This window comes from Oceanobacillus sp. NCCP-135 (assembly GCF_059698015.1).
Map to the genome: position 1 here is coordinate 53239 of NZ_BAAKSZ010000020.1, position 18527 is coordinate 71765.

The window sequence follows — 18527 nt, forward strand, 5'->3', positions numbered from 1 at the left end:
GTTGTTAGAGATAAGAATTCTTAATTTTTTTTGCCCTTTTCTGAGATCGTTACACTTGATTTACGCGACGTGCTTAATATAAAGAGATATAAACCGAATATAACGATCGCACCACCTAAGAGTTGTGACCATGTTATTGTTTCCTGTAAAATAAAGTAAGCTAAGATTGTTGCCCCGACTGGTTCGAAGACAATCGCCATCGATATTGTGGAAGCGCTAAGCCATTTTAAGGCCCAATTAAAAAGTGTATGCCCAAAAAAAGTCGGAACAATAGCCAATCCTAAAAAAATCCACCAATTATCAGCAGGATAACCAATAAAAGGGTTTTGTAATATAAGGTTATAAAGAATTAATGTGATGGAACTTACCCCGTATACGATAAATGTATAGGTCATTAAGGATAAATTCCTCCTGACACTTTGTCCAAATAGAAAATAAACCGTCATAGTCAACGCTCCAACTAGTGCAAGAACATCTCCGAAAAACGCCATTCCGCCTATCTGAAAGTCACCCCAGCTGATAATGACACTGCCGAACAATGTGATAATCATGCTAATAATTGCAGCAGAAGAAAAACGCTCCTGAAAGAAAAAATAAGTACCTAAAAATGCAAAAATTGGTTGTAAAGAAACGAGCACGGTTGAACTTGCTACAGATGTATAATGGAGGGATTCAAACCAGAAAATAAAATGAAATGCCAAGAAAACACCTGCAAATATGGAGAGGATCCAATCCTTTTTAGTAATTAAACAAAATTCATGTCGATACTTCATTAAAACGATAGGTGACATGATAATAACTGCCAATAGAAGACGGTACATCGCCGTTATCCCTGCTGGAGCACTATCTGCTAATTTTACTAAAATGGCAGAGATTGATACAGATATAATTCCTATTACCACGGCTAAATATGGATTGAACGGTGGAAAACGCATACAATAACTCCCTTGGATAATCATTTAATTTGCTAATCTTACTTATTTTATCATGTCAATCTTGAAAAATCATTTTTTGACAGATAGAAAAAATTTATCTGCATAAGCGCATGAGTAAAACTTTTCAAGCAAATTCAACTTGCAGACGAAAATCTTTTTTCAAGTAAATTCAACTCGCAGACGAAAAGTGTTTTTCATGGTACGAAAACATTGCTCAGGAGGCTTGTATTCCAAGTATAAGTTTTTTTAAGAAAACAAAGAACAGTTTCATAATCATTGCTTTGCCGAGTGTCCAGTTTATAATTGTTAGTATCATCACGAAAAATGTGTTATGATGTAACATGCATGTATTTCGAGTGAGGCCTCTTACCACAATTGGATGAAGCCTTTTTGTACTTTAGGGAAGTATAAAAAAATACTTTTAAAATGAATATAAAAATATAATGAGATAGAATCAATTCTTACTATATTCCTGGTAGTAACAGGGTGTTTAGCTCACGGCTTAGGCGGGAAAACTATTTGAAGACTAAAGTATGAGAAAAAAATTAAAGGCCTCTCCCAGAATAAATTTATACAACAAAAGGAGTAGACGAATAAGTGACAACATTTAATGAACTAGGTGTATCAGCCCCCATTATGAAGGCATTGGAGAAAATGGGATTTGAAGAAGCTACACCAATTCAAGCAGAGACGATTCCTCTTGCTATGCAAGGGAATGATTTAATTGGACAAGCACAGACAGGCACAGGGAAAACAGCAGCATTTGGAATTCCGATGATTGAGAAAGTTCATCCAAAGGAAAGAAAGATCCAGGGATTGGTAGTAGCTCCAACGCGTGAGCTGGCAATTCAAGTTGCTGAGGAAATTAATCGATTAGCAAAATTTAAAGGTATCCGCGCATTAGCAGTTTACGGCGGTCAGCATATGGAACGACAAATTCGTGCATTAAAGGACGGACCACAAATAGTCGTTGCAACACCAGGAAGATTGCTTGATCATATGCGCAGAAAAACAATTCGAATTAATATGGTACAAACTGCTGTATTGGATGAAGCAGATGAAATGCTTAACATGGGATTCATCGATGATATCCGTGATATATTAAAAGGAATTCCTGAAGAAAGACAAACATTGTTATTTTCCGCAACAATGCCAAAAGAAATTCGAGACATTGCTACCAACTTGATGAAGAATCCAAAAGAAATCAAGGTAAAAGCAAAGGAAATGACAGTTGAGAATATTGATCAATATTTTGTGGAAATCCCGGAAAAGTATAAATTTGATACACTTAACAATCATCTAGATATTAATTCTCCGGATTTAGCGATTGTATTTAGCAGAACGAAAAAACGTGTGGATGAAATTACAGAGGGATTACAAGCGAGAGGATATCGTGCAGAAGGAATTCATGGTGACTTAACACAAGGTAAACGTATGTCTGTCTTAAATAAATTCAAAGGCGGTCGTGTAGATGTATTGGTTGCTACAGACGTTGCAGCACGTGGATTAGATATTTCTGGCGTCACCCATGTGTATAACTTCGATATTCCACAGGATCCGGAAAGCTATGTACACAGAATTGGTCGTACAGGAAGAGCTGGACGAACTGGTGAGGCGATTTCCTTTATTACACCAAGAGAGATTGCACATCTCCAATTAATTGAAAAAGTTACAAAGAGTAAAATGAAACGTTTGATGCCTCCAACCAACCAGGATGCACAGATTGGTCAACAGCAAGTTGCCGTAGATAATATTTTAAAAACGATTGATCAACAAGATTTGAAAGCCTATCATGAAACAGCTAACCAATTATTACAGGACAATGACTCGATCACTGTTATCGCAGCAGCATTGAAATTATTAACGAAAGAACGTAGGGACACACCAGTTAGAATTTCATCTGTAGCACCGATCAGTGTTAAAAAAGCACATCGTTCTAAAGATAATAATCGTCGTCCAAACAATAAGCGTTATGGTTATGGACAACGTGGTCAAGGTGGACGTAATCAAGGTGGTCGCAACCAAGGCGGACGAAATCGTAAAGGTAATTTCCAGAAACGAAGAAACCGTGACTAATCTAATATAAAGTTAAAAGCTCCTCTTTCAAATCGGGAGCTTTTTTGTTTATCTGGTGAGGAATTTCGATCTGAGTGGGACGGAGCGAGCGGAAATCGCCCGGAGAAGCGGAAATATCGCCAGGAGAGCGGGAATATCACCAGGAGAAGCGGAAATATCGCCAGGAGAGCGGGAATATCGCCAGGAGAGCGGGAATATCGCCGGGAGAGCGTGGAAATCGCCCGGAGCGAGCGGGAATATCGCCTGGAGCGAGCGGAAATTGCCCGGAGGATCGGGAATATCGCCGGGAGCGCGTGGAAATCGCCCGGAGGATCGGGAATATCGCCTGGAGCGAGCGGAAATCGCCCGGAGGATCGGGAATATCGCCTGGAGCGAGCAGATATCCCCCTGAGGATCGGGAATATCGCCTGGAGCGAGCGGAAATCGCCCGGAGAAGCGAGAATATCGCCTGGAGCGAGCGGAAATCGCCCGGAGGATCGGGAATATCGCCTGGAGCGAACGGATATCGCCCGGAGCAGCGAGAATATCGCCTGGAGCGAGCGGAAATCGCCCGGAGAAGCGAGAATATCGCCTGGAGCGAGCGGAAATCGCCCGGAGGATCGGGAATATCGCCTGGAGCGAGCAGATATCCCCCTAAGGAGCGGAAATCACCCTGAGGATCGGGAATATCGCCCGGAGCGAGCGGATATCCCCCTAAGGATCGGGAATATCGCCGGGAGCGAGCAGATATCCCCCTGAGGATCGGGAATATCTGTGGAACTTTATGTTAGTATTTGACGTAGTACATACTAGATAAGAAAGAAAGGGAGGAGAACTCATGAGACAACCACCAATGAATACGATTGCCCCTGATGCAATAAAAGCCTGGAAAATAACTGCTGCCATTGTTGTAGGAATACTTTGGCTTTTAACGATCGCTAGTGTTACTATTACTTATATTTTTGATTTCTCTTATTGGTATGCGGTGATTGCTGCGGTATTTAGTGGTATCTGTACATATTTGTTCGTATTTTTATTTCCTAAGCTTCGTTTTAGAAGATGGCGCTATGAAGTATTCGATCAAGAGATATACATACAGCATGGAATTTTGATTGTTTCTAGAACATTGGTACCAATGATACGGGTGCAGCATGTCGATACAAAGCAAGGTCCTATTTTAAAAAAATATCAGTTAGCCAGTGTAACCATTTCAACTGCAGCTACAACACATGAAATTCCTGCATTGCTAGAGGAAGATGCTTCTGAACTTCGTGATCGAATTTCGCTGTTGGCAAGGGTGGATGAAGATGATGTCTAAAGGGAAACGTCTGCATCCTGCAGCAATTGTGTTTCATTTTATAAAAGTAATCAAGGAAGCCCTGTTTGTTATTATTCTTGGTTTTATTACATTTAGAGATCAATCGTTCTTTTATTTTATTTTGATCGCTTCAATTCTAGTGCTTCTATTAATTATATACAGTGTCGCATCATGGTATCGTTACACGTATAGAATAGAAGAGGATGAATTTCGGGTTGAATACGGGATAATTATTAGAAAGAAACGATTTATTTCCATCAACCGAATTCAATCGATTGATTTAACTGCTGGTGTTATCCATCGAATATTCAAGCTTGTTAAAGTGAAAATTGAGACTGCCGGTAGTGGCATGAGTTCTGAAGCTTCATTGACAGCAGTTAAACTTACGGAAGGAGAACAGTTACGGAATGAGTTGAAAAAGGAAAGGATTCCTCATGACGATATAACAGAAGAGCTGGGTAATAAGGACCCAAGCTATAAAATTTCATTTAAGCGATTATTCTTGGCAGGTTCCACTTCAGGCAGTATTGGGATTATCCTTGCTATATTTGCTTTTGTTTTTTCGGAGCTGGAACAATTCATTCCAGATCGATTTTATGATAATACATTGGAGTGGATTATCGGTTTGAGCCTGGTTTTTATCGTTGGTTTAAGTATTGTGCTGCTCCTTGTTTTATGGCTGATAGGAATTGCTGGGACAATGATAAAGTATGGGAATTTTACGATAACAAGAAGTAATGAGGAGCTATTTATTACTAGGGGGTTACTGGAGAAAAAGCAGATAACAATTCCTTTACGAAGAATCCAAGCGGTAGGTATCCAAGAGAGCTTGATTAGACAACCATTGGGATTTGTTACTGTATTTGCCGAGGTTGCTGGTGGTTCTATGGATAAAGGGGAAGAATTTTCGACAGTATTATTCCCGATTATGAAGAAGGGGGAGGTTGAAGACTTCCTCCAGGAGCTTTTGCCTGATTATGCTAATCAACCAGAGGAACTAAAATCCTTACCAAAAAGAGCATTGAAATATTATCTTATCCGCACCACCCTGCCAATCGTTTTAATATTAGCCGCTGTGTTGTACTTTTTGCCGCAATTTAGCTGGGTACCAATTGTGTTTTTTATTGGGGCTATATTTTTAGGTTTTCTGCGATTTAAGGATGCCGGATATTATACTGAGGGGGAACGATTAACCGTAAGTTATCGCACACTTAGTAAAATGACGATGTTCATTTATCATAAGCGGGGTCAGGCATTTGAGAAAAAGCAGCATAAACTTCAAAAAGTACAAGAACTTGCAACAATGAAACTCTCTATAGTTGCGGGCTTAGGGGGAAAGCATTATACGATAAAAGAACTGGAGGAAAAAGATGTGGATTTTCTTTCTGACTGGTATTCTTATCGAGAATAAAAAACCTGGTTATTACCAGGTTTTTATTAAAATCGGCTTAGTAAACCGAGGATAACAAGAATTCCTAATATAATCCAAACGATGTTCTTCTTTAATTTGGATGAGATGCGTTTTTTTTGCCAGCGATTCGGATTAAATTGAATGGAATCATCATCACGAAAACGTCGATTTCTCCAAGGGGAAAATGGACGTACATTTCTTAGTACCAATGGTGCAATAATAAAACCGCCAAAAAAGCCAAATATATGTGCAGAAATATTGATATTTGAGCGGAAGAAGGTCATGATTAGGCCAATGATAAAAATAGTCATGACGATCTGGGAATTGGCTTGATCAATTAAGGATTTCCTGAAAGCGATCATGAAAACATAGATACCGAACAAACCGAAAATAGCTCCAGAAGCACCTAAGTGTAGATAAAATGCGGTAGGTTCAAGCGCGTATGTTGCAATATTCCCAGCCAGGCCGGCAGAAAAATAAGCAATGATAAATTTAAATTTTCCCAGCATTTGCTCTAAAGCAGGTCCAAATAAAACGAGTGCAAAAGAATTAAATAATGCATGCATAAAATCACCATGGAGAAAAATGGATGTGAATAATCTCCAATACTCTCCATTATGGGTTAAAAGGTTAATTCCAACACCCCACTGGTATAATTCCAAACCAAATGGCAGCTGCAAAAAATTGATAATCAACCATAAAAATAAATGTATGATTATTAAAACAGAAACAACTGGGTAAAACTGGATAAACTCTTTCAGGCTTCTTTCGTTTCGAATAAACATTAGAATCCCCCTGCAAATTAATGGTAATCTATTTTAAGTAAGTGTTCGATAATAAATAAAAAAGGATCGGGGTCGGATAAAGTTGCAGACGTCTTTGTGGTACAGCCGACGCCAGCATGTCCTGTGTGTTGAAGTTCTAGGTTGCGTAGCTTTTAGCGCAAGAACTAGCAACTTTGAACGCACGTCGCGGCAGAATAAGTTTTTCCTTTCAAGGACGTGGGCGGTCTTCATAGTTGATCCATTATCGTCAACAAGAACATCAATGGGTCATTCTACCGGATCTTTTGAACCACTTTTAAAAATCGGCTACTATTATTATAATAAACAATTTTTAATCCTATGACCATAATAGCGTATCAAGCTAACAATAAATAGTGTAATACGATGAATTTTAGGATAGAAGGGTTAGTACTTTTATGATAAAAGGAATTGGAATCGATTTAATTGAGTTGGATCGTATAAAACGTAGTATGGAGACAAAGAAGCGATTTGTTGATCGAATTTTAACACAAAAGGAAAAAGAAGTGTTTCTTCAACTTAAAAATGAACATAGAAAAGTCGAGTTTCTCGCAGGGAGATTTGCTGCAAAAGAGGCATTTGCGAAAGCTGTAGGTACGGGAATTGGGAAACTAAGCTTTCAGCATATAGAAGTTTTTACTGATAAAAATGGTGCCCCTGAAATAAAAGCAATAGGTTATCACGCAGTAAATATTTTTGTTTCCATCACACATACGAGGGATTATGCTACTGCCCAAGTTGTCATTGAAGCAAAAACTTAAACGCTTGTATTTAACATATTTGACAAGGTTGTCTCATATATTTTAGTGCGGGTAGGAGGGAACAAATTGTATATTGTCACCGCAAAAGAAATGTACGAAATCGATCATTATACAATAAATGAAATAGGAATCGACGGAAGGCTATTAATGGAAAATGCAGGTAGGGCCATTAGTGAAAAAATAGAAAATAGGCTGGATAAAACAAGTAAAGTTTGTGTCCTTACAGGTTCTGGTAACAATGGTGGGGATGGTTTCGTTATTGCACGGACATTATTAAACAATTGGTGCAATGTAAATGTCGTACAAGTTGTTCCAAACGAGAAGATTACCGGTGACGCCCTTTATCATAAACAACTATTTATGAAATGTGGTGGATCACTTACCGTCGTGCAAGAAGAAACAACATATCTTGAACTAATGAAAGCTGCAGATTTTATTGTGGATGCAATGATAGGTATAGGAATTAAGGGGAGTTTAAGAGAACCCCTTGCCGAAATTGTTTCTATAGTAAACGCAGCAGATAACTATGTGATTTCCGTGGATATTCCATCAGGGCTGCCTGCTGATGAAGGTATAAAAGACTTTGCTGCTGTACAAGCAGATTATACCTATATCATTGAAGCGCCTAAAATGAGTGCGTTTCTGACATCTACCTCAGATTTTTACGGAAACTGGGAAACGGTTTCGATTGGTCTTCCAGGGCAAGCATTTGAGAAGTTTTCTAATAGAAAAGTGTGGTCCGAAACGAATTTCAGCCAAAGTATGCCACAACGAAAACAGCATGCACATAAAGGAAATCATGGAAGGGGTCTGGTCATTGGCGGATGCAGTAATATGCCTGGATCAATTGTCATGACTGTGAAGGCTGCATTAAAAGCTGGGTCAGGCTTAATTACAGCAGGTACTTCTGGAAAGGTTATTCAAATGATTGCTTCAGAATGCATAGAAGCTACTTATCTTGAACTACCTGAGAGAAACGGATTCCTCATGAATACCCGTATACCGTCTGAACAATTTGATGCGGTTGCTGTAGGGATCGGAATAGGCAGAAACAACGAAACAGGGCAGCTGGTGAGAGACATAGTAGAGCAACAAAGAGGCCCTGTCATCATTGACGCTGATGGCTTATACCATATCAAATCAGACCTTTCATTACTAAAAAATAGGTTTCAGCCTACAATTGTAACACCACATCCCGGTGAGATGGCTATGCTACTTGATATTTCGGTTTCAGAGCTGTTAAAAGAACCCTTTCATTATTCGGCAGCATTTGCTAAAGAATATGATGTATTTGTGATACTCAAAGGGAAATTTACGATCATAACTGCACCCGATGGAAGCCAGAATGCAAATACAACCGGAAATCCTGGACTTGCAAAAGGCGGGAGTGGGGATGTACTTACAGGCATTATTCTGGCAATGGTAATGCAGGACATGAGTATTTTTCAGGCATTATGTAACGCATGTTTTGTCCATGGAAAATCTGCAGATCTATTAGTAGAGAAAAAACATTCCTATTATGATTTAATGGCAACTGATGTGATCGATGGTATTTCAAACGTATATCGTACCATTTCTTGATAATTGCGGGATAAAGTTCCCTTTGTTTTGAACTGAGACAAGGGAGATATGTCCATGAAAAAAATGTTTGGCGTTTGGGTAGCAATGGTTTTAGGTTCTATTTTGGTTTTATCGGCATGTGGGGAAAAGTCCCAAGAGGATGTTGCTGAGAAGCTTGAAGAAACACTGGAAGAAATGAGCGGTTATAAAGCTAATGCAGAAATGGCAATGAATACGGGACAGGAAGAGCAGAAATTTAATATAGATATTTGGCATAAGAAAGATAATTTTTACCGGGTTGCACTCGAAAATAATCAGGAAGAAAAAGGCAGCCAAGTTATTTTGAAAAATGAGGATGGTGTATTTGTATTGACACCAGCTTTAAATAAAAGCTTTAAGTTTCAAACAGAATGGCCGGATAATAGCAGTCAGCCATACCTTTATCAATCACTTGTAAATGATGTATTAAATGATAAAGAAGCAGCGTTTGAATCAACGGATACCAATTATATTTTTAAAACAAAAACAAATTATCAAAGCAATAACAATCTGCCATTTCAAGAGATTCACTTTGATAAAAAAACATTTACACCTGTTCTTGTAAAAGTGCTTGATAAGGATAGGAATGCTTTAGTTGAGGTGAAGTTTTCAAGCTTTGATACAGATCCAACGTTTGAAGAAGATGATTTTGCCATGGAAAAAAACATGACAAGTGCAGCGACTGAAACCCCGGTATCAGGACTGCCGGCAGATAATTCGCTCACCGTCGCATTGCCAGAATATATGGCCGGTGCCGAATTAACCGAAAAAAGAGAAGTTGATATAGCGAATGGAAAGCGTGTTATTCTTACGTTTACTGGGGAAAAGAATTTTACCTTAGTTGAAGAAAGTGCTGAAGCTCTACCAACCTTCTCCGCACCAAAAGAAGCAAAAGGGGATATCGTGAATCTAGGTCAGACGGTAGCTGCTCTTTCAGAAAACAAGGTGGAGTGGACGCTTGATGGAGTTGATTTCGTATTAGCTAGTGATGAGTTAACAAGGGAAGAATTAATTCAGGTCGCACAATCTGTCCAAGGTCAAGAAGTGAAGTAAATGAAAAAGTGGCAAGCAGACTCGCATACGGAGAGGGGGTCTGCTTTTTTGTCGTCTAGGAAATTATAAAATTTGTGGGCTGTGGATAACAAAACAACCGAATCAGCCACGTCCGGCTCCAGCGCTAAAGCCATAGCAGACTTCCTTTACCTCCGTACGATAAAGAAGACTTGCTGATTGGGAACCAGAGGCTTAGTCACACTTATACCCTTGTGGTGAATGTCAACATCGGCTTCCTCCGGTTGCCTGAGTTTCCTTTATCTCCTGCGGCTCAGTCCATTCCGTACGTAGCTAAACGAGCGCCCCCCGCGCCTTTGTTCTTTCCGAAAAGGCTTGAGGCTATGCCCATTAAAAAGCATTCGCCAGAGTGATTATTCCTGACAGCAGCAATAAAGTTAGGTTACTTTGTATAATCATTTCACCTACGTCGTTAACGTGTTTTTTGAAATGAATGCATGAAATAGGAATCCAAGCATATATTTAACTGAAGTCCATATAGCAATTGCAATTACAGATTAATCGGGATATAATCAATTAAACTAAAAGCAATTATAAAAGCAACAGATTCTATATTTACCCGGAAAAATATGTGAATAAACGACAAAAAGCATATTTTTTATAAAAAATTCGAGGAACCCTTTGCAAACGTTGGGATTCAATGATATTATTATAATGAATTTCATATTGTTCGTTCAACAGTTGGCGGAGGTGCATGGTTTTGTCAGAGAGTTTACAGGAGATCTTAGTAAAATTACCAAAAAACCTACTAAATGAGGTGGATGGATTAATGAAGCATGAGAATAGTGACTTAAGTGACTTCATATGTCAGGCAACCAGAAACTATTTGCAGCACAAGAAAGATGAGCATATACAACAATTTCGTGAAACAATGCAAAGAGGATACGAAGAAATGGGCCGCATTAATCTAACAATCGCATCAGAAGCTTTTCAAGCCGAAGAGGAGGCTGAAAACACCCTAGAGCGCTCTGTGATCGGGGTGTAATAATTTGATCGTTCAAAGAGGCGAAGTTTATTTCGCTGACCTTTCCCCTGTTGTCGGATCAGAACAGGGAGGCATTCGCCCGGTATTGATCCTGCAAAATGATATTGGAAATCGGTTTAGCCCAACCGTTATTGTAGCAGCGATAACAGCTCAGATACAAAAAGCGAAATTGCCTACACATGTAGAAATTAATGCGAAACGTTATGGGTTTGATCGAAATTCTGTTATTTTGCTAGAACAAATTCGTACGCTGGATAAGCAGCGTCTAACAGATAAGATTACTAAACTGGACAAAGAAATGATGAAAAAAATAGATCAGGCATTAGAAATAAGTCTCGGGCTTAGGGATATGTACGATCATTAGGTAATACTCTTGTGAACAAATACAAGGGTATTTTTTATTGATCAAATATGTTTCTGCATGGCTCTCTAGATTCGACTAGATTTTGTTCTGTTTATGATACAATAGAAAAAAATCTCTATATGATTAAATTTGATGGTAAAAATTTGCACAATCTTTGTTTACATGTAACAATATTCATAATTATATAAACTATTAATGGAGGTAAACCATGGACCAGAAATTCAAAAAAATAGCAATCGAGAATAGTGATGCGATTGTTCAAATGTGGATGGAAGAGGTTAATTCATTAAAAGATAGCAACTACACTGCGACAATATCTGATGAATTATTTGAAAGTACCAATCGAGAGTTCGTAAATGTTATATTTACAAGTGTTACAAATCAGGGATCATCAAAGGCTGTAGAAGTTTTCTCAGAAAAGATTATTAATCTTGGGTGGCCTCTAAGCTATATTACAGATGGATTACAGGTTTTTAGAAGAGTTACTGTGGACTATATACTAAGCCAGTCTGAAAAAGTGGACTCTGACTACTTTTCTAATGTATTAAAAAGTGTGGATCAATGGGTGGAGCCGCTTATCCGTCAGTTAGTGAACGAATACTCAGGTAGCTGGGAGCATATTGTTTCCCTGCAGCGCATAGCTTTGCAGGAATTATCTGCACCACTTATACCGGTTATGGATAAGATTACGATCATGCCATTAATTGGAACAATTGATACAGATCGGGCAAAATTAATTATGGAAAATTTGCTTGAAGGTGTGATAAATCATAATTCTGAAGTTGTTTTAATGGATATTACAGGTGTTCCTGTTGTTGATACAATGGTTGCACACCATATTATCCAAGCTGCTGAAGCGGTCCGTTTAATCGGGTCTACCTGCATTCTTGTTGGAATCCGTCCAGAAATAGCACAGACGATTGTTAATTTAGGCATTGACTTAGGAAAATTTCCAACAAAAAGTACATTGAAAAAAGGATTTACTACTGCTCTAGAAATAACAAATCGAAAAGTAGTCGATCTTAAGAATAAAGAAGAAAGTATTGGGAAAATGATTCATTCATTGCAAGGGGAGTGAGCGGACTTGAGAATACCTATTCTTAAACTACAAAACTATTTATTAATCTCGATACAAACCGAAATAGATGACAATACGGCGATACAATTTCAAGAGGATTTATTGGATAAAATTCATAAAAGTGGTTCGTCAGGAGTGGTGATTGATTTAACATCTGTAGAAATTATTGATTCGTTTATTGCGAAGGTTTTGGGTGACGTGGTTACGATGTCAGATCTTATGGGAGCGAAAGTAGTTCTAACCGGAATCCAACCGGCTGTGGCGATGACGTTGATTGACCTTGGAATTCATATGAAAAATGTTCCTACCGCTTTAGATTTAGAACAAGGTCTAATCAAACTACATCAGGAATTGGGGGTATAATGATGAACCCAGAGTCCTGCGTGAATATTCATAAGGAGTGGGATATTGTAGGTGCCAGACAGTTAGGTCGGGACATTGCAAAGAAGGTCGGTTTTGGAACGGTCGATCAAGCACGTATAGCAACTGCGATATCAGAATTAGCTCGTAATATATACTTATATGCTGATAGTGGACAAATCTGCTTTGAGGTAATTGATGATATAAAGCAAGGCATGTGTATGATTGCTATTGACACAGGTCCTGGAATTGACGATATTAGCCAAGTGATGCAGGATGGCTATTCAACATCTGGCGGACTGGGTGCTGGCCTTCCTGGTGTAAAACGTCTGATGGACGAGTTTGATCTGAAGTCAGAAGTGGGCAAAGGAACCAAAATAAAAGCCGTTAAATGGCTTCGCTAACGAAAAACTCACATCAGTGGAAGTTTATCACGCATTAACGGGCTGTAATACCCCCACTGACTGAAGTTTCACTTTATGAACTCCCACTGATGTGAGTTGGCTTTCATATCTTAGGAAAAGCACGTATGAAAAGTGTTTTAAGCAGAATATGAGAACATAGATGTCTGCCTTTTAACAGGAAAAAATATTGTTTGATGAATGTACACACAATAAAAATCAGAGATTGTTTTATACAGGGGGACAAAATTGAATGGATGATCTTTTGAATCTAGAGGCAGCTACTTATAAGGATTTATTGGAACATTATATTAAGACACAAGATGAGAAATCCCTATATGAAGTTGAGCAGGTAAGTAAAAACTTTATTAAAAGCAATATTCTCCCAGAGGAAATTGTAAATTTACATATTCAAGCATTATCCGAGTTATATCCTAATCTGTTTGAAGACTTTCAGCACTCGATGAACTTTTTGTTGGAAGCAATGATTGCTTATGGACTTGCTCACCAGGAATATCAAAAATTAAGAGAGGAACAATTTGAACTTAAATCAGAGATATCCGTTGCTGCCAGTATGCAGGATACACTGCTTGGAACGAAAAAGCCTGAAATAGCAGGTATGGATATCGGAGTAGTGAGTGTCCCTGCACAGCAAATGAATGGAGATTACCATCATTTTGTAAAAGGCAAAGATGGTACACTCGGAATTGCTATAGCAGATGTTATCGGAAAAGGAATTCCTGCTGCTCTATGCATGTCGATGATTAAATATTCAATGGATAGTTATCCGGAAGAATCCATGAGCCCGAGAAATATATTAAAGAATTTAAATCGCGTTGTGGAAAGAAATGTGGATCCTAGTATGTTTATAACGATGTTCTACGCACAGTATATTCCCATAGAAAGCAAGCTTCATTATTCAACCGCAGGGCATGAGCCTGGCTTTTACTACAATGCAGAAAAGGATACGTTTGAAGAAATTAAGGCAAAAGGTCTTGTGTTAGGTGTTGCACCTAATACGGATTATCGTCAGTATGAATTGCAAATCAATAAAAATGATATGGTTATATTATTAACAGATGGCGTAACAGAGTGCAGAGATGGTGATCGCTTTATCGAGAGTGAAGAGGTGCTCGATGTAATTAGACAATATGCTAATTTACCAGCTCAAGATCTGGTCAATCAAGTATATAAACACTTTGAACGGCTACAAAATTTCCAATTACGAGATGATTTCACATTGTTGGTTTTACGAAAAGTGGTTTAACTAAAATGAAAAAGAGGTAGAGGGGTTTATAGAACTGTGACTAACTTAAATAATTAACGACAAGTAATAGAAACGTCTTATAAATATCGTCAGAGGAGGAATTATTTTGAATTTAGTAATTGACATCACCGAAGAGAATAATAAGTCGATCGTTGACCTTTCCGGAGAAATAGATGTATATACAGCACCTAAATTAACAGAAACCCTTCTGCCCTTAACTAGAAACAGTGGCCATTTAGTGGAAGTTAATCTGGAGGAAGTTAATTATATGGATAGTACGGGACTAGGTATCTTCATTAATGCTTTAAAATCTACAAAAGAGAACGATAGCCAAATGAAATTAATAAACCTGCAAGATCGGGTTTTAAGACTGTTTAAAATTACTGGATTAGATGAAATTATCGAGATAAACGCTGTGATTCGAGGTGGAAATGAGTAATGGAAAAATTTGATTTTATTGAAATGAAGGTTCCTGCAAAAGCAGAATATGTAGGAGTAGTTCGTTTAAGTATTTCTGGAATTGCTAATAGAATAGGTTTTTCCTATGAGGATATTGAAGATTTAAAGGTAGCTATCTCTGAAGCAATTACGAATGCAGTAACGCATGCTTACCATGAGAATGATGAGGGTGAGGTAACGATTGGTTTTGGCGTGTACGAAGACCGCTTGGAAGTCATGGTTGCTGATCATGGGGGCAGCTTTAATCTAAGCGAAATAAAAAATGGAGTTGGACCATATAAAAATAATGAACCTATTGAAAATATGAGAGAAGGCGGATTCGGTCTCTTTATAATAAATGCTTTAATGGACAAAGTTCAAATTAATAATAACCATGGTGTTATTGTATTAATGACGAAGTATCTTTACGAAACTGAGGTGGGCTTTGATGACGACCAAATCTCAACCACATTATAGCGGAAGAGATGAGGTTTACCAATGGATCGAATTCCTGCAAAAAGAGCCGACTGATGAGGTAGTACAAGAAAAAATTGTCCTTGCTTATAAAGATTTAGTGGAGTCGCTTGCCAGAAAATATTCAAGGAATAGTGTGATCCACGAAGATCTGGTACAAGTAGGTATGATTGGATTATTAGCTGCAGTTAGAAGGTATGATCAGACATTTGGTAAATCCTTTGAGTCTTTCGCTATTCCCACCATTATTGGTGAAATAAAGCGGTTTATTCGAGATAAAACGTGGAGTGTCCATGTACCGCGCAGAATTAAAGAGCTGGGACCAAAAATAAAAAAGGCTGCAGATGAATTAACAACGAAAAATCAAAAATCTCCAACAGTAAAAGAAATAGCGGATTATTTGGAAGTTTCTGAAGAAGATATATTAGAAACAATGGAAATGGGCAAAAGCTATAAGGCTCTTTCTGTGGATCGAAAAATTGAGGCAGACTCAGAAGGAAGTACTGTTTCAATCTTGGATTTAGTGGGAAATGAAGAGGCTGGTTACGATAATATTGATCAGCGAATGATGCTTGAAAAAATTTTCCCCATATTATCTGAAAGAGAACAACGCATACTGCAGTGCACCTATTTCGACAATATGAGTCAAAAGGAGACTGGAGAACTACTCGGTATTTCCCAAATGCATGTATCAAGGCTGCAACGCCGTTCTCTGCGTAAGCTTCGGGAAGCCATACAATCTGATAGTGCGGAGGTATTTGATTGAGTTCACAGAAAAAAGTCAACGTATCAGTTTTCCAGCAAGCAAAAAAAGGTAATTATTACTGTGGAGACAGCTATTTTTATACCGAGACAGGAAATGAATTTGTATGCGCAATAGCTGACGGACTTGGAAGTGGTCAATTTGCTAAAGAATCTTCCCAAATTGTAATTGATATTATAAAAAGCAATCTATATGCAACTGTGGAGCAGCTTGTAAAAAGATGTAATAAACAGTTACTTGGGAAGCGTGGAGTAGTGCTTGGTATATTGAAGCTGGATTTCAAATCACATATGTATTCTTTTTCTTCTATTGGAAATATTGGTGTGATGACGGTAAACAAGGGTCATAAAAAAAAGAGGAATATACCAAATGGAGGGTATCTGGCTGGTTATCCCAGATCGTTTAAAGTAACGAAGGAAAAGCTTGAGCCAGAGACAAATTTTATTATGTTTTCAGATGGAGTATCTGATAAGGATTTATCCTGCAATTTTTTAATGCACGATGATGTCGAGACAATTACTAAAAACTTCGAGAATATGTGTGTGGATATTAGAAAAGATGATACAACATTAATTGTAATGAGATATGAAGGTTAAGTAGGCTGGCATAGGGTATGTCAGTCTATTTGTCTTGGTGGATTATTATCAGTGCGGTCGTGGTTATACGATCTCATGTACATCGCAAGCTTGGATATGGTTAGTTATATCCATAGGGGGTGCTCTCATGGACAAAATCGCATGAATTAGGGTGGGACCGTACTTTTATTAAATATAGTCGGGAGTGCTGGGTATAGTTGAGAGATTCCTTGGCAAAGTTGAGAGAAACGTGCTCAAAGTTGAGAGACACACACCCAAAGTTGAGAGAAACGTGCTCAAAGTTGAGAGAAGCACGCCTGAAGTTGAGAGATAAACAGGAAAACGGCTGTTATCTCTCAACTTACCCGAAACATCTCTCAACTCATCACCCTCGCCTCCCGTCTCTTGCCGCAAGAAAATTACACCATAACTATCAAACTCGCACAAACTCCACCCACCTGTATAAATGCTAGATTAAGAATGTACAAAAATGATTGTTTAAAAATGGGCCGTTTTGGCATGGATAAAGGTTAGTCTTGTCCGTAAGAAGCGTTCATTCGCCCGTTTGCATCAACTTTAATTTCGTTTGGTCGTAGAGTAGTACTCTCATTGGATCCTCCTCCCCGAAACTTGAATTATGAAATCGGAGCTTTTTTTGGTAAAATATAAAGGTATGTAGAGGAGGAAATAGTGTGGCACTTGAATTAAACCAAGAAATTAGCCAATGGGTTTCTAATGAAGCTCAAGTAAATAAAAATATTGTTGGAAAAGTTATCGCATTATTGGATGAAGGAAATACGGTTCCATTTATCGCCCGTTACCGCAAAGAAGTAACGGGTGGATTGGATGAAGTTCAAATTAAACTGGTACAGGATAAATGGAATTATGCGGTTAATTTATCGGATAGAAAACAAGAAGTTCTTCGCATCATTGATGATCAAGGGAAACTAACAGAAGAATTGGAACATGAAATTAACCAAGCTGTACAATTACAACGGGTGGAAGATCTGTACAGACCGTATAAACAAAAACGCCGAACAAAAGCTACAATTGCGAAAGAAAAAGGATTGGAACCACTCGCTGAGGTCGTCTGGCAGCAGGAACTAGCGGATATTAACACGGAGGCTGAAAAATACGTTTCAGAAGAACATGAATTACATACGGTTGAAGAAGTTTTGGCTGGTGTTAATGATATTATGGCTGAGTGGATTTCTGATGGACCGAAGTATCGTGAATATATACGTGAAGAGACATTCAAACGGGGAACCATTCAATCTGAAGTGAAGCATGCTGATTTGGATGAAAAGAAAGTATTTGAAATGTATTATGATTATAGTGAGGCAGTGCGTTCAATGGTGTCACATCGAATTCTCGCTTTAAACCGTGGGGAAAAAGAAGATGTGCTTAAGGTGACGATCGAGCCACCAATAGAACGGATCGCTGACTTTTTACGTCGTACGATTATCAAAAAAACGGCAAATGAAACAGTGGTTGAATTGATACAAAATGCCATCGATGACAGCTACAAACGTTTAATTCAGCCGTCGATTGAACGTGAACTTCGCAATACTTTAACAGAAAAAGCGGAAGAGCAGGCAATTGATGTGTTTTCTAAAAACCTTAAAAACCTGTTGCTTCAGCCTCCATTGAAAGGGAAAACGATTTTAGGTGTTGACCCTGCTTTTCGTACTGGCTGCAAATTGGCGGTAGTTGATGAAACGGGAAAAGTTCATCATGTTGGTGTTATGTATCCAACAGCACCAAAGAATGATACGATTGGTGCAGAAAAAATTGTCCTGCAATTTATTACAGGACTCGGGACAATTAAAAGTCTTCAGGTATAGAAACCCCAAGAACCCTATTAAATCA

Annotated in this window: 19 protein-coding genes and 1 pseudogene; 18 read left to right on the plus strand and 2 right to left on the minus strand. The window is 38.4% G+C overall.

The window, feature by feature from the left end:
- Nucleotides 1–20: 20 nt before the first annotated feature.
- On the minus strand, nt 21–935 hold the full coding sequence (locus AC6HVZ_RS14080; RefSeq protein WP_497558807.1) for a DMT family transporter: 915 nt from the start codon (nt 933–935) through the stop codon (nt 21–23).
- A 597-nt stretch (nt 936–1532) separates the two neighbouring features.
- On the opposite strand from AC6HVZ_RS14080, the gene cshA reads away from it, so the two are divergent.
- The 4 genes from cshA (at nt 1533) to AC6HVZ_RS14100 (ending at nt 5719) form a co-directional block, all read left to right on the plus strand.
- Nucleotides 1533–3011 (plus strand): degradosome RNA helicase CshA, encoded by a 1479-nt coding sequence (gene cshA, locus AC6HVZ_RS14085; RefSeq protein WP_497558808.1) that lies wholly within the window; start codon nt 1533–1535, stop codon nt 3009–3011.
- A 210-nt stretch (nt 3012–3221) separates the two neighbouring features.
- The gene (locus tag AC6HVZ_RS14090; protein ID WP_497558809.1) at nt 3222–3749 is read left to right on the plus strand and encodes a hypothetical protein; all 528 of its coding nucleotides are present in this window, start codon (nt 3222–3224) and stop codon (nt 3747–3749) included.
- Between the two features lie 79 nt (nt 3750–3828).
- Nucleotides 3829–4308 (plus strand): PH domain-containing protein, encoded by a 480-nt coding sequence (locus tag AC6HVZ_RS14095; RefSeq protein ID WP_497558810.1) that lies wholly within the window; start codon nt 3829–3831, stop codon nt 4306–4308.
- A complete protein-coding gene (locus tag AC6HVZ_RS14100) occupies nt 4301–5719 on the plus strand; it encodes a PH domain-containing protein (protein WP_497558811.1) in 1419 nt (472 codons plus the stop codon). The genes AC6HVZ_RS14095 and AC6HVZ_RS14100 overlap by 8 nt, the downstream gene beginning before the upstream one ends.
- Before the next feature lie 26 nt (nt 5720–5745).
- Here the strand turns inward: AC6HVZ_RS14100 and AC6HVZ_RS14105 are convergent, their stop codons facing one another.
- Entirely contained in the window at nt 5746–6504 is a 759-nt protein-coding gene (locus AC6HVZ_RS14105; RefSeq protein WP_497558812.1) for a rhomboid family intramembrane serine protease, read from the minus strand.
- A 416-nt stretch (nt 6505–6920) separates the two neighbouring features.
- On the opposite strand from AC6HVZ_RS14105, the gene acpS reads away from it, so the two are divergent.
- The 14 genes and pseudogenes from acpS to AC6HVZ_RS14175 all read left to right on the plus strand — a co-directional run.
- Complete coding sequence (gene acpS, locus AC6HVZ_RS14110) at nt 6921–7283, plus strand: holo-ACP synthase (protein WP_497558813.1); 363 nt, start codon at nt 6921–6923, stop codon at nt 7281–7283.
- Between the two features lie 66 nt (nt 7284–7349).
- A complete protein-coding gene (locus AC6HVZ_RS14115; protein ID WP_497558814.1) occupies nt 7350–8864 on the plus strand; it encodes an NAD(P)H-hydrate dehydratase in 1515 nt (504 codons plus the stop codon).
- Between the two features lie 54 nt (nt 8865–8918).
- Nucleotides 8919–9935 carry a LolA family protein gene (locus AC6HVZ_RS14120; protein WP_497558815.1) on the plus strand — a complete coding sequence of 339 codons (1017 nt, stop codon included), beginning with the start codon at nt 8919–8921 and terminating at the stop codon, nt 9933–9935.
- 718 nt (nt 9936–10653) lie between these two features.
- Complete coding sequence (locus AC6HVZ_RS14125) at nt 10654–10938, plus strand: CopG family ribbon-helix-helix protein (protein ID WP_497558816.1); 285 nt, start codon at nt 10654–10656, stop codon at nt 10936–10938.
- A 4-nt stretch (nt 10939–10942) separates the two neighbouring features.
- Nucleotides 10943–11302: a type II toxin-antitoxin system PemK/MazF family toxin gene (locus tag AC6HVZ_RS14130; RefSeq protein WP_497558817.1), complete on the plus strand. Its 360-nt coding sequence runs from the start codon at nt 10943–10945 to the stop codon at nt 11300–11302.
- 208 nt (nt 11303–11510) lie between these two features.
- Nucleotides 11511–12380 (plus strand): RsbT co-antagonist protein RsbRA, encoded by an 870-nt coding sequence (rsbRA, locus tag AC6HVZ_RS14135; protein WP_497558818.1) that lies wholly within the window; start codon nt 11511–11513, stop codon nt 12378–12380.
- Between the two features lie 6 nt (nt 12381–12386).
- Nucleotides 12387–12743, plus strand: coding sequence for an STAS domain-containing protein (locus tag AC6HVZ_RS14140; protein WP_497558819.1), 357 nt, complete (start codon nt 12387–12389; stop codon nt 12741–12743).
- Between the two features lie 2 nt (nt 12744–12745).
- Nucleotides 12746–13144, plus strand: a complete 399-nt coding sequence (locus AC6HVZ_RS14145; protein WP_497558820.1) for an anti-sigma regulatory factor — start codon at nt 12746–12748, stop codon at nt 13142–13144.
- A 250-nt stretch (nt 13145–13394) separates the two neighbouring features.
- Nucleotides 13395–14408 carry a PP2C family protein-serine/threonine phosphatase gene (locus tag AC6HVZ_RS14150; protein WP_497558821.1) on the plus strand — a complete coding sequence of 338 codons (1014 nt, stop codon included), beginning with the start codon at nt 13395–13397 and terminating at the stop codon, nt 14406–14408.
- A 106-nt stretch (nt 14409–14514) separates the two neighbouring features.
- The gene (locus AC6HVZ_RS14155) at nt 14515–14847 is read left to right on the plus strand and encodes an STAS domain-containing protein (RefSeq protein WP_497558822.1); all 333 of its coding nucleotides are present in this window, start codon (nt 14515–14517) and stop codon (nt 14845–14847) included.
- Entirely contained in the window at nt 14847–15323 is a 477-nt protein-coding gene (gene rsbW / locus AC6HVZ_RS14160) for an anti-sigma B factor RsbW (protein ID WP_497558823.1), read from the plus strand. Before AC6HVZ_RS14155 ends, rsbW begins: the two co-directional genes overlap by 1 nt.
- On the plus strand, nt 15295–16086 hold the full coding sequence (sigB, locus tag AC6HVZ_RS14165; RefSeq protein WP_497558824.1) for an RNA polymerase sigma factor SigB: 792 nt from the start codon (nt 15295–15297) through the stop codon (nt 16084–16086). The genes rsbW and sigB overlap by 29 nt, the downstream gene beginning before the upstream one ends.
- Nucleotides 16083–16679, plus strand: a complete 597-nt coding sequence (locus tag AC6HVZ_RS14170) for a SpoIIE family protein phosphatase (protein WP_497558825.1) — start codon at nt 16083–16085, stop codon at nt 16677–16679. Before sigB ends, AC6HVZ_RS14170 begins: the two co-directional genes overlap by 4 nt.
- 695 nt (nt 16680–17374) lie before the next feature.
- Nucleotides 17375–18466: pseudogene (locus AC6HVZ_RS14175) on the plus strand (Tex-like N-terminal domain-containing protein); the annotation flags it as partial.
- Between the last annotated feature and the right edge of the window lie 61 nt (nt 18467–18527).